Below are 11,895 nucleotides of genomic sequence, written 5' to 3' on the forward strand. Positions count from 1 at the left end.
TCCTTACCCTGATTTTTTTGTAGTTCCTGTCAGATAGTTAATGTCATATCCTGATTGAACATTAAAGATATAAACATCAAACGACACTGTTTCATCTTCTACACTCTGTGCTTCCATACGAATACCACGAGCAACTAATTCTACATTTTTAAAAATAGGCGTTACTCGATAACGAACGTGATGGTCTGTCTCTCTTATATAATTTGCGACTAAATTTTCATAGTAAACCATTGACGATTTTTCATCATCAAAGTTTGCATTAAGGGCACGTGTTCCTGTAAATAGATTTTTTACATTAGCATTCTCACCACTTAGTTGAAATCCAATCAAGTGTGACCGATTATACAAATAATCTTGTTTTCCATTAAACAGGATTTTTTTATTCTTCCATCCAGTCGGTTTTACGGATGAAATATCTTCACGTTCATTTGTTGGCATCAACTCTTGGCCCAACATTGCTTCAGCAACCCCAACACGATTCAAGAAATCTAGGTTACTGTATTTTTCCCATGAACCATTTTCTAGACTCAACTCTTCATCAGTAAATTGTGCTTTATCATTCACCACAATAACCTGATGTTTCCCATCAAACACCTTACCTTTCAATTCTTCATTTTGTGTCTGGTGAGCATTGCCTAAATCACCATTTTTTTCTTCAGGTGAATCCGAAATATTCAACTGACTAGCCAGATCATTTTGAGTAAATGCACTTTTTAGAGATTGAAAATTTTGTGGCTGCACTAACAATATGATAATAAATAAAATACTGACTAATAAAAATTTGTTCTTTTTCATGAGCGCCTTCCTGCCTCTCTTTCAGCAGCAAGCGCATCAACATCATCCATAAATCGCAACCAGTCTGTTGTCAACTCTTCAACAATTTCTTGATTAGCACTGTAAGCTAATAACTTGATTTCATTTTTTAGTAACAGTTCCAATATCTGTGACTGTTGTTTTTTAATATCTGCCAGAGTTTCCGCAAACTTATTATCATATAAATCCAGTCCTCTATTTTCGACAATCCGTTGCAGTTGAGCAAGCATGAATTCATTAAAAGACGGATACTCATATTCTTCCGAAATCATATGTAACTGAGTAAATACTTTTTCAGGAACGTTACGGATAATAAAATTTTTAGTCACTACTTTCTACCTCTCCTTCATACTCAAGCCATCTCGAAATATGATCTGCATAGCGAGCCATTTTCGTTTCAAAGTCAGATAATAGATTTGTCTGTTTTTGAGTCAATACTAAAACATGATCTGATGTCAATTTCATATTTTCTAAATACGAAAGATAGTTCGATTCAACTAAATTGAATTGACCTTTTTCAATTTTTTCACGACACATGGCTAGTAAAAATTCATTAAATGATTTTGCTTTAGTTTCTCTTGCAAGAGCTTTTAAGTAATCTATCTCTTGAATAGATAGCCCTCGAATTTTTAATTCTGTTTTTTTCGATACCATACAGTTATGCTACTCTCCTTTCAAAAATAAAGCGCCCTTCTTTTTTCTTTTGACGAGGCAAAAGCTAAAAGAAGCAAAAAAGAAAACCTCGACCTCGCAACGTCACGAACCAAACTGGTTCTACTTTTGCGGTTTTTCCACACACAAACGCACACTACTGCGGCTAATGCCTTCTAGGGTGTGTTGTGTTAGAAAAGAGCATAAGGGAAACTGATATCACGTGCCGTGATATGTTGATAGTATCAACGTTTCCTGTGTCCCCAATTTTCTCGGCTACGCCTACTTACACACACATAGGTTACACACCTAAACACAATGTATCTTCCAATATACACACTTAGACACACCGTAACAGCCACAAACACACACAGTATTCAACTGTCAAAATGTGGTAACTATTCAGCTGGAAAGGTAGTAAGTTAAACTATTTTATTCTCCTTCTTCTCGCTCTTTTTTAGCAGCCTCACGTCTTGCTTTTTCATCTTCTTTAATAATTGCAAGCTCTGTTTTTAAATCATCAAGAATTGATTCATAGGACTGATTCTTGTCCTTTTTCAATTGAATCTGAACGTAAAATTTACCAATTTGTTTTTGAAGATTTTCTTCCACAAGCTTCCGTTCATTTTCTAAAGAAGCAACTTTTTTCTTTGCTTCCTCTAGTTCCAAATCAATTTTAGTAAGATCTTTTTTTGCCATTTAATAGCCTCCTTCATTTTGATAATTTTAGTATAAGGGATAACAAAATTTCTTGCGTTAAGCGGACAAATCACAGGAAATACAAAAACTCCCTAATATCAAAATTAGGGAGCTCCATATGTTAAACTTTCTTCAGTACGCTTAATTCACCTGTTACAGTAAAAGCTGCTTTTCGGCTGAGTTTGAGTTTAATTAGCTTATGATAAAAGTCTGATTTTCCTTCCAAACTTCCAAAAGGATGAACTGTAAAAATTGGATAATAGATGGTATCATCATCTATAAAAGTACGTTCAGTTTCTTTTTCAAATGGAACTGCTTTATAGCTAATACCTGTTAACACTTCTCTATTCAAAAAGCTCAATTCTACTACTTCTTGATAAGCTGGTTTAACAGCATTTTTGTTAATTCTTTTCATCCGTTTATTAGCATCTTTTTCATCTGCATCAACATCATCCATAAATCGCAACCAGTCTGTTGTTTTTCGGATTCCTAAATAGTCTTTGTTAATAACATTTTTGAAGAGATAGTGATTAAACAATATTGGTAGAATAAACTTAGCAAGAAGCATAATAACAAGACTGATTGACCAAAAAGTAAGCAAGCGATCAACCATAGATTCTGATAACGTATGCTGACTAACATACTGTATTCCTAACTCAAAAAATAGCAATAATACTAAAGAATAAAATGCAGACTTCATTCTTCTAAACGCTTGTAAAAGAAAGGAATAAAATAAACTTCCCACACCACTTGCTAAGAAAAAAAGCACTAAAATATCCAATGTAATTTTTCGTACTTCCTGAGGTATGTAGTAAGTCAACACACCTGCAAAAGCAGCTGAGAATAGATAAAACTGGCTTTTAGAGATAAAACCAACGAGCCAATTTAAGCCACAAATAAGAGATAATTTAAGACCAATTTTGTTTAATGATTTCCATTTTTGAACGAAGTTTTTCATAAGATTTTTCCTCTTTTCTTTTTTTATTATTTCATTTCGACAGTTTCAATTGGGTTTGAAAATTCAAAGGTTCCATCTTTAACTGCTGTTTCTTTTTTCTCAAGACTAACAATCTTAGCCTGAACTTTTTCAATATTTTGAGTTGCAGTCTCAATAGATCTATTCTTAGTTTCTATATTACTTTCGATAGTCGCAACATCTTTTTGATTAGATTCTAAGTCATCACCAGAGAGATATTCTGCCTCTTTGAGTAAACCATTTTTCCGAGATTCATCATCCTCGATAGAGGCTTTCAGTTGCTCTATTGAGTTATTTAATTTCTCAATCTGTCCTTCCTGAAAATCCTTTTCTTCTATGATTTCTGATAAAGCAAATTCTTCACGAGAAACACTTTTAATTATCTCTTTTTTCAGTTTACTATTTTGAGTTGTCACATAAAATTGAACAACATTATCATCGTCATCATCTTCTTGATTAACAGTTTTTTCCTGCTCATCTGAAGGAGTAGAAACATCAATATCAATATCGCTTGTAGCAACTGTCTTATTAGTAATATCAATCGCATAAGCCCCAAAATTTTCTGGAACATTTCGGATAATAACAGAGATTTTATTATCTACAATTGGCACGATTTCCATAATGGTATCAGCTGTCTTATTCTGTGCGTATAGATTCCATTTAAGACGTTTGGTATCAATACCTCGATCAACTGGAGAGGTGGAATCCTTAGTTTCAAATTGAAGAACAATAATGCCTGTTTCAGGAGAATAACTTTGACTAGATAGTCTAATTTCTCCTGTACCATTCTCAAATGTTCGCTTTGTTTTGAGTTGCTCATCTGTATAAGTTTGTCTTTGTGGGGAGTAGATAGCTCCCAACAATAAACTAACCCATGCTGTAAACAGCATGGAAAAAATAACCAATTTACGCTTAATCACATTGTCTTGAAACCATCTTTTGATTGTTATAAATGGTTTAGCAATTACACTAGATTTTATTTTTTCAATCCAGCACTTAATCGTATCTATCATAAGTGACACGTCCTTTCTGATTTTAGATAATAAATGTTAAAATAAAGATAAGAAATTATCATTGAGAGGTATAAATATATGAGTTTTCCATCTGCTTATAGCCTTGAGTTAAAAACTGATTTATCTGCTAAGGAGGCCTACGATTTTTCTCGTACTCCAGTTGGGTCATCTCATCGTTTGACTGATGCCAAACAGTTTCAATGTGGTGAAAAATGTTCCTTCAAATTGACCTTAGCAAACTTCAACAATCCAGACTTTAACAAAACACCTTATTTTACTCCTGGAGCACGTAATCAAAAACATGATTCTAATTATTGTCAACGCATGATTGAACATTACCATCAAAGAGAACAAGAGGTAACAACAGAAAACCACGGTTCGTTTTCTCGTGAGAAAAACAAACTCATTATCGATCTAGATCTTGTTAAAGGGTCACTAGCTATTGTCACTAAGCCTAGACAAAAGAATGAAAATACCCCTTCATCTGAAACAAGTGATACTGAGGTTGCACATCGACACTCTCATTCATCTTCTACCGCTGATACCAAAACTTTTCGGAGTCATATCAAACAACTTACTGCCCTTATACGCTATTTTTTAGAATACCAATCAGGCGAAAAATTCACATTTTACTCTAAAAATAAACAAGAAATTCAACTGGAAAGGTACTTCGTCAATCTAGCAGAAGCTACCAAAAGAGGAATTAACTTGGAGGATGTTCACATCTACTATGATACCGCCACAGTAGATTATCATTTGGATAAAGATAACCCTGATAATAGTTATTTTTTAATTAGATTTCATCATGTCTGCTCAATTGATAACGTCAATAACCGTCCAACAATAATCATCAATGAAACCAAGTCTCAACATCATGGAGTAGGTTATAAAATAAAGATATTAAAACGTGCAGCTAAAGATGGTGAGCCTTTAAAAGTGTTCTTTTTTGGAAGTTTTATAAAACATCCAAACAGAAAATTTATAAACCCAAACGTTAGCCCAATTGATATTTTAGATTATCTTGTCTTTAGCTAGTTGCAATAAGAAAATCATCTAACTCCTCTATAGAAAACTCTATTATTTTATATGAAGCTATAAATTCAAAGACTGATTGCATATGTGCTTCAGTCTTATTTTTGGCTTCCTCATAGGATAAAAAGGGTTTAGCTTGTTTTATTTCATCTGTCCACCCAATACTTCCATCTTCCCTAGGAATAAGCCAAACAGTTTGAAAAATACTGACTTCCGCCAAAACCAAATAATATTTTTGTTCCATTTTGTCCTCCTAAATACAATCCATCTTTTCTGGAGCCAGCTCCAGCGTTAGCCACAAGGCTTCACTTTCTGAAATATGTGTCAGCTTTCCCCCTTCATCATTGAAACGCAACAAGGTAAAAATATCATCAGAAAGTTTGCCTAAGATAACCATTCCTTCGGTTGTTTTCGCACGCCACAATTCATCATCAAATTGAAAAGCCGTTTCTGTCCACTTACTGAGCTTCGTTTTTTGAGTCATCTAGTGCCTCCTCAATGGTCTTCTCGTCAGCTGTAATCTTCCCCTGCTTATCCTTAACAGTATAGAGATAGAGCTGATATTGGCCGTCTCTTATCGTGACAAGGGACGCTGCTTTTTTAACCTGGTATTTCTTCACAAGAACTTGTCCTTCTTCAGACTCCACGTTAATATAAAACGTTGGATAAGCACTTTTTTCAGCCGTTGTGATAACGGCTTTTTTGCCTGCTTGACAATAAGGGCAGCCATGTCTATAAAAGACTAAATTAGCATTCTGATTGATCACAGCATCCACATAAACTTGTTCCGTAAGGTGTCTATCATAGTCTTTGACAACGTACCTAGTCCAAACTGTCTGTACACCAATAACTGTGAAAAATAGCAAACTGACTGCTGCTATCGTGCCAAAAATCATTTTAGCCCATTCAAATCTATTAGCCACTATCCTTCACCTCCTTGCATAAAATCGAATAAGTCTCCTTGAACATAGTTCACTTTGGCCAAACGCTTGATCTCTGATTTTAAGTTATCAAAAACAGTCATCATGGTACTAAATTGTAACGGATCGAACTGTTCATACAGAGAAACAAGTGGCAGCATAGGAAAATGGTCCTTCTTTTCACTTTTAAGAAATTCTAAAACCTGTTTTTCTCCCTCAATAACAGCATCTACTCTAATCAACGCAGGTATGCTTGTAATAGCATCTCCATTTTGATAAAAGGTCAAAGCAATGTCTCCAGCTTTCACTACCTCAAACTCAGGAAAATCATCTGTAATCTTAAAATAATAAGCTAATGGTTCCTGACCTAAACCAGTAAGATAATAGCCACGTAACACCTTGATATTATCCATTTTCTTCCTCCTCGTTATCCATTTCTTAACAAACTCTATGAACTTTAAACGGTGCCTGGTAATAATTGGGATAGTGAATAACTTTCTTAGTCTTCTGAACTGGTAAAGGAATATGATAATGCACCTGCATGTACTGACAAGCTAATCCTCTACTCTCAAAGATTAGGAGTTTCCCATTGTCATCATAGAGATAATCTCCTTCTTCAAAACTAAAGATAATATACTTCATCCTTTTCTCCTCACTTTCTTTCTTCATCCTTTTCTCCTTACTTTCTTTCTTCATCCTTTTCTCCTCACTTTCTTTCTTCATCCTTTTCTCCTCACTTTCTTTCTTCAGCATGACTAAACAACTGAATCATGGTTTGATAATCATTTTCGATCTCATTGTCATACCCATTTGCATATCTAACCTTATGATTTACTTTTAAAATACCTACTGTTAGAACAGCAAACAAAACAATTACAATACTGATAATAACTAATAAGATTTTCATTTTACCTCTTCTCCCTTTGGTTCTTTTCTATAAGTTAGTATTTTAATACTAAGACTATTGATTACTCTTTTAACCATTTCTAGCTCTGCCTCTCATTATCATAGATATAAATGTAAAGGCAGTTGGCGGGTTTTATTTTTTACGGTGATTAGCCAATGTCCTGCTCAAATAATGATAGTTGTTTAACGTGTTTAAGTTCATGTTTGACTCCTTCAATCACTGTTTTGGTATAGTTGACACTATCTTCAAAGAATTGTGCGATATTCGCAAAATACGCTTCCTGACGTTCTTTTTTCACCTGAATAAGCGATAAGATAATCGCTTTAACGGAAGCAATACGAATACCGCCACCTCGACCAGATTTGATTTTAAAGAAAATCTTTTGTTCGGCTTTTAAGGCTTTTAATACACGATCAAGCGAGCGTTCTGGAATATGGAGCTCTTCTCTGATTGCTTTCTTTGTTGTTTGAATAAACGGATCTTGTATTTCATAGAAACCTTCTAAATAGGCCATGACGTCCGCTTTCCATTCGTAAAGGTGACTTTTTTTGCGTTCAGAACGTTTCTTTTTAAATTTGTACCAATGTTGCTTAATGAATAAATCGGAAACCTTCAGTTTTTGATCAACCCAGGCTCGACAAAGTAGCGTGATGTAATCACGACTTGCGGCTTCATATTTTCCTGAATAAGCACTAGTGATGAGCTTTAAAACTTCATCTGAGAGAAGTGGTTCGTCCAATCGTCCATTAAAATCGGCTAAAACGAGCTCACAATCGCTCTGAGAGACACCACTTGAGAAGTTCGCAAGGGCTAACGTAAAGAGAACGTTGTTTCTTCCCATAAGAGCTTTAGCACCTTTGATATTTGATTCATTCAGAAGCATTTGATACCAGGGCTCATCAATCTGTTTAACTCCTTCAGTTCCAGCAATCACCGTTAAATTTGGTTTCTTGCTTGGAAATGGAAGCTCAGATTGCTTCATTGACCAATCAAGCCATTCCTGGAACGTGTAAGTATACTCTTGATGAAAGAACTCAACGTTGTCTGTTCGTGGCATGCGTGCAATCCCAAAATGGTTACACGTTAGATCAACTGGTAAGGTCTGTGCGAAATACTGTCTCAAGTTTTGAGAAATAGCTTTTGCGACTTTAATCACTTTAAAATTAGAATGAGCCGTGACATAGGCTGGCTCTGATAAGATAAAGTAAGCTTGATAGCCTTTATCCGATTTTAAAATAAGTGTTGGCATAAAACCCAGGTCAATCGCAGCTGTTAAAATATCACTGCTTGTCATTAGTTCGGCTGAAGAATGAATATCAAAATCAATATAAAACGTATTAATCTGTCTGAGATTATCTTCAGCATGACCTTTCGTGAATTGACGTTTGTCATCGCTATAAGTTCCATAGCGATAAGCATTTGGCGTCCAATGTGTAAAGTTATTCTGATTTTCTAGAACAGCTTCAAGTGAGGTTAAAACAACACCTTGAGCTTTCGTCATGTTTGCTTTCGTGCGAAATCCAAAGATAGCACCTTTATTCCCTTCTTCTTCAGCTGAAGAAACGGGTCTTAAATGACTATTTTTAAATTTAGTCTGTCTCAAACCATCTTTCAAAACCAGACTATAAATCATTTCAATATCCATAAGTTCTCCTATTTTCACTATGTTATAATGAAGAAAAATCATAAATCAGAAAGGCATTTATTATGTTTGAACTCATAAAATCCAGTTTTCTTAATCTGTATAAAATTAATAATTACCTTTAACTTTTGGCTTAGAAAATATCAGTCTGCCTAAATTTTCGTTTAAGTTATTTATTTACTTGTATATCCTTTCAGCAGTTGTATTTTTTATTATTGAATTAATGAAAAATTTTGTCCCTATTGATTCAACAACCTATCAAATCACATGGAATATTAACGAGTTTGTTCAATATATTTATCTATTTAGTTGCCTCTACTTAAAAAGAATTATTATTCCGCCTTTGGAAAACGGTCTTATATTCCTTGTTTATTGCATTGCTTTATATGCTTTCATTCAAAACATTGTTGTATTTATATGTCGTGGAATAACAAAAGTGTGGCAAAAAGATGATAGATGGAGTATTATAGTGGCCTTTGTTATGATGGCTGCATTATTAATTCTTAAAACTACATGGATAACTGAAGGTATAACAAAATTCCAATTAGAATGGTTGATAGAGCTATGCCAAAAATTGTAATTCCCAAATCACTATAATAGTTATCTATTGAATTTTCAAAACGTCCCAAACGTTTTCCTGTTAGATATTCTTCTTTTTGACTTTTTATCTTCTTCAACCTAAGCCAGAGTAAGCCATCGATAAGCAATATAAGTAGCATATCCCTTGTGAGATGTTCTTTATCTAAAAGTGATATTATATCTAAGATAAAATTTCTGATCATTTGATCCAAATACCTCCTCATTTTAAACATTTTTTACTACTTAACCCTCATACTTCTGGGAAGAGTCGTATTCGGAACGCTGTAACCATCCTGTAAGTCTCTCTTCAAATAAAATTCAGGGCTTATTGTTGTAACGTAGTCACTTCTTTTCCAGTTACTTCGTAAGCGTGTATTAAATAGTGAAATCCTAGCTTCAATCTCTTTGAACCTGAATCCAAGCTTTAGATAAGTTGTAACAATCTCATTAACATGCTCTTTAGATTCTTTATTCCTAACTCTGTTGTGAACACCTTGTTCCTGATCTTCCAATATCAAGCTTTTCTGATACTGAATATACAGTGCTCTCATCTGTTCTATTTTGTTCTGCCAGTTTAAACTGTAAGGTTTACCTGAATATTTGTTTTTCAAATTCCTAACAGGTTCACAGAACTTCATCTGAATAGAATCGAACTCTCCTAGATCACTCAGAGGATCAATAAAACCTAATGGTTCACTATTGATTAATTGATCATAAAACTCATTCCTAACCATCATGTCCTCCTAGCTATGTTATACATTAACTAAACTATTCAAGATGTATTAAGTAAGTTCATTTCTTCAAATAGATCCAACTGATAAACTTTAACAATACCACTATGATTATCAAAGACTAATTCTTTTTCTTCCTCAGTTGATTCTGAACTCACTTCTTGATCATGATCAATGACTTCATAGACTTCTAAAGTCTCAATATCCATCACTATTTCCAATCCCTTCATGGTAAAGACTCCCTTCTTTATGAAATTTTAAGCGAACAAAAAGGAGAACAGATTTCTCCGTTCTCCTCATAAATACAGGATTATTTTCTATTTCTAAAAACTCTTACCACTTACTCTTAAATTCTGAACTTATCTTACCGATTCTAGTTCCTTGTAAAATACGGGATTTATGCTACAATACTAAAAATCTTTGGAGGTGTTTTATGAAAAAACTAAGTCCTAACAGTCACATTCGCGTACTCAGTCCGTCAGATTCAGTTGCTCGCTTGGGTGGATTTGAAGCCAACCTTTCTGCCAAATAAACGTTAGAAAATTTAGGATTTCGTGTGTCATTTTCAGAACATTATTTAGAATCTGATATGCTCTATTCTTCTTCAATCAAGATACGTGTTGCTGATTTGCACGTTGATTTTGCTGATGACTCTGTTGATGCTATTCTGGCTACGATTGGTGGTTTTAATTCTAACGAACTGTTGCCCTATCTTGACTACGACTTAATTGCCAAACACCCTAAAATCATCTGTGGGTATTCGGATTCGACAGCCTTTTTGAATGCTATTTTTGCTAAAACTGGAAACCTCACTTACATGGAACCGTCATATTCTAGTTTTAAAATGAAAGAAGGTCAAGATTATCAGATCAAGGCTTGGTTAAATGCCATGACAAAATTAGCTTATGACCTTGTTCCAAGTCAAGAGTGGTCAAGCGACCCTTGGTATGACCCAACACAACCACGCCATTTTATGCCAACAGAATGGAAAATTTACAACGCAGGGAAAGCTTCTGGCACCATTATTGGTGGAAATTTATCTACTTTTGGACTCCTTAGCGGAACACCTTACGCCCCTCAAGTCAACGATTATATCCTTTTCTTAGAAGAGGCAGAAGAAGATGACTATCATGATTTTGACCGCAATTTAGCAGCCATTTTACAAGCTTACCCCAATCCAAAAGCGGTGCTTATCGGACGCTTCCCAAAGGAATGCCAAATGACACCCGAAATATTAACCTATATCCTAGACAAGCACCCACTTCTTAAAAGCATTCCTGTCATGTATGACCTTGATTTTGCCCACACTCAGCCACTCTTTACAATCAGTATCGGCGCACAAGCAAGCATTGACACTGATACTTTGAGTATTCATATCGAGGAATAAATAACCTAAAAAAGAATAATTAAAGTATTTTCATTTGCAGATTTGCAAATAAATCGATTTCATCAATCCCTCTGCTAAAATGGGGTTATAATCTAAGTAAGAAATCTACTATGTTGAACCGCTTAATTATTTTATTACCTATTCTTATTTTTTTGCTTTTGCCACTTATTTAATAAGCAACCCTTAATAATAAACTTTAAACAAAACTCTTTTCATGACACAAAAAGAACCACTCTTATCTAATCTCTGTAAGGGCGGTTTTTATTTGTTCAGTTTTGGTCAAAAAGACTTGATAGATTTGCCTTTAAAAAAGCAACAATGGTCGGATTGCCAACTTCTTCGACGCAAGCAATATAATGCTCCAAATCAGAATGGTCATCTAACCCACTTTCGCGATATGGGCAATAATTTTTTTCGAGAAATTCAAGCAAATCGTCGCAAATATATCTTGATAAGTTATGATTTTCTCCAAACATTCAATAAATAAGTCGCTTGATAAATTTTACGATAACTAATCAGGGTCAAAATCAAGTTCAGAAAAACAA

Annotated in this window: 18 protein-coding genes and 1 pseudogene; 3 read left to right on the forward strand and 16 right to left on the reverse strand. The window is 34.4% G+C overall.

Features of this window, described 5'->3' with window-relative positions:
- Window positions 1–3: 3 nt before the first annotated feature.
- The 6 genes from NSQ85_RS00985 to NSQ85_RS01010 form a co-directional block, all read right to left on the reverse strand.
- Complete coding sequence (locus NSQ85_RS00985) at window positions 4–795, reverse strand: DNA/RNA non-specific endonuclease (protein ID WP_340780944.1); 792 nt, start codon at window positions 793–795, stop codon at window positions 4–6.
- Window positions 792–1,142, reverse strand: coding sequence for a hypothetical protein (locus NSQ85_RS00990; protein ID WP_340780945.1), 351 nt, complete (start codon window positions 1,140–1,142; stop codon window positions 792–794). Before NSQ85_RS00990 ends, NSQ85_RS00985 begins: the two co-directional genes overlap by 4 nt.
- Window positions 1,135–1,467: a hypothetical protein gene (locus tag NSQ85_RS00995; protein ID WP_003045913.1), complete on the reverse strand. Its 333-nt coding sequence runs from the start codon at window positions 1,465–1,467 to the stop codon at window positions 1,135–1,137. Before NSQ85_RS00995 ends, NSQ85_RS00990 begins: the two co-directional genes overlap by 8 nt.
- Before the next feature lie 429 nt (window positions 1,468–1,896).
- Complete coding sequence (locus tag NSQ85_RS01000) at window positions 1,897–2,163, reverse strand: hypothetical protein (protein WP_003045911.1); 267 nt, start codon at window positions 2,161–2,163, stop codon at window positions 1,897–1,899.
- Window positions 2,164–2,284: 121 nt separating this feature from the next.
- Window positions 2,285–3,121: a hypothetical protein gene (locus tag NSQ85_RS01005; RefSeq protein WP_003045909.1), complete on the reverse strand. Its 837-nt coding sequence runs from the start codon at window positions 3,119–3,121 to the stop codon at window positions 2,285–2,287.
- Window positions 3,122–3,147: 26 nt separating this feature from the next.
- Window positions 3,148–4,152: a hypothetical protein gene (locus NSQ85_RS01010; protein WP_222357231.1), complete on the reverse strand. Its 1,005-nt coding sequence runs from the start codon at window positions 4,150–4,152 to the stop codon at window positions 3,148–3,150.
- Between the two features lie 78 nt (window positions 4,153–4,230).
- Here NSQ85_RS01010 and NSQ85_RS01015 point away from each other — a divergent pair, with 78 nt between their 5' ends.
- Window positions 4,231–5,187, forward strand: coding sequence for a hypothetical protein (locus tag NSQ85_RS01015; protein WP_003045905.1), 957 nt, complete (start codon window positions 4,231–4,233; stop codon window positions 5,185–5,187).
- Here NSQ85_RS01015 and NSQ85_RS01020 read toward each other — a convergent pair.
- The 10 genes from NSQ85_RS01020 to NSQ85_RS01065 form a co-directional block, all read right to left on the reverse strand.
- Window positions 5,180–5,428, reverse strand: coding sequence for a hypothetical protein (locus tag NSQ85_RS01020; RefSeq protein ID WP_003045903.1), 249 nt, complete (start codon window positions 5,426–5,428; stop codon window positions 5,180–5,182). The genes NSQ85_RS01015 and NSQ85_RS01020 overlap by 8 nt on opposite strands.
- Window positions 5,429–5,437: 9 nt before the next feature.
- The gene (locus NSQ85_RS01025) at window positions 5,438–5,668 is read right to left on the reverse strand and encodes a hypothetical protein (protein WP_003045901.1); all 231 of its coding nucleotides are present in this window, start codon (window positions 5,666–5,668) and stop codon (window positions 5,438–5,440) included.
- Window positions 5,643–6,107, reverse strand: coding sequence for a thioredoxin (locus NSQ85_RS01030; RefSeq protein ID WP_340780947.1), 465 nt, complete (start codon window positions 6,105–6,107; stop codon window positions 5,643–5,645). Before NSQ85_RS01030 ends, NSQ85_RS01025 begins: the two co-directional genes overlap by 26 nt.
- Window positions 6,107–6,517, reverse strand: a complete 411-nt coding sequence (locus tag NSQ85_RS01035) for a hypothetical protein (protein WP_003045896.1) — start codon at window positions 6,515–6,517, stop codon at window positions 6,107–6,109. The genes NSQ85_RS01030 and NSQ85_RS01035 overlap by 1 nt, the downstream gene beginning before the upstream one ends.
- Window positions 6,518–6,542: 25 nt before the next feature.
- Window positions 6,543–6,746 carry a hypothetical protein gene (locus tag NSQ85_RS01040; RefSeq protein WP_340781511.1) on the reverse strand — a complete coding sequence of 68 codons (204 nt, stop codon included), beginning with the start codon at window positions 6,744–6,746 and terminating at the stop codon, window positions 6,543–6,545.
- 91 nt (window positions 6,747–6,837) lie between these two features.
- Window positions 6,838–7,011, reverse strand: a complete 174-nt coding sequence (locus tag NSQ85_RS01045) for a hypothetical protein (protein ID WP_340780948.1) — start codon at window positions 7,009–7,011, stop codon at window positions 6,838–6,840.
- Window positions 7,012–7,159: 148 nt separating this feature from the next.
- The gene (locus tag NSQ85_RS01050) at window positions 7,160–8,656 is read right to left on the reverse strand and encodes a primase C-terminal domain-containing protein (protein ID WP_340780950.1); all 1,497 of its coding nucleotides are present in this window, start codon (window positions 8,654–8,656) and stop codon (window positions 7,160–7,162) included.
- Window positions 8,657–9,162: 506 nt separating this feature from the next.
- On the reverse strand, window positions 9,163–9,444 hold the full coding sequence (locus NSQ85_RS01055; protein WP_445330291.1) for a hypothetical protein: 282 nt from the start codon (window positions 9,442–9,444) through the stop codon (window positions 9,163–9,165).
- A gap of 27 nt (window positions 9,445–9,471) precedes the next feature.
- Entirely contained in the window at window positions 9,472–9,966 is a 495-nt protein-coding gene (locus tag NSQ85_RS01060) for a modification methylase Sau96I (protein WP_340781516.1), read from the reverse strand.
- A gap of 38 nt (window positions 9,967–10,004) precedes the next feature.
- The gene (locus NSQ85_RS01065) at window positions 10,005–10,193 is read right to left on the reverse strand and encodes a hypothetical protein (protein ID WP_003045882.1); all 189 of its coding nucleotides are present in this window, start codon (window positions 10,191–10,193) and stop codon (window positions 10,005–10,007) included.
- A 203-nt stretch (window positions 10,194–10,396) separates the two neighbouring features.
- Here NSQ85_RS01065 and NSQ85_RS01070 point away from each other — a divergent pair.
- Window positions 10,397–11,350, forward strand: a pseudogene (locus NSQ85_RS01070) (S66 family peptidase).
- Window positions 11,351–11,564: 214 nt separating this feature from the next.
- The gene (locus NSQ85_RS01075) at window positions 11,565–11,837 is read left to right on the forward strand and encodes a hypothetical protein (RefSeq protein WP_011225293.1); all 273 of its coding nucleotides are present in this window, start codon (window positions 11,565–11,567) and stop codon (window positions 11,835–11,837) included.
- Window positions 11,838–11,895: the final 58 nt, after the last annotated feature.

It is taken from the genome of Streptococcus sp. FSL L8-0526 (assembly GCF_038007145.1).
Taxonomy (GTDB): Bacteria; Bacillota; Bacilli; order Lactobacillales; family Streptococcaceae; genus Streptococcus; species Streptococcus thermophilus.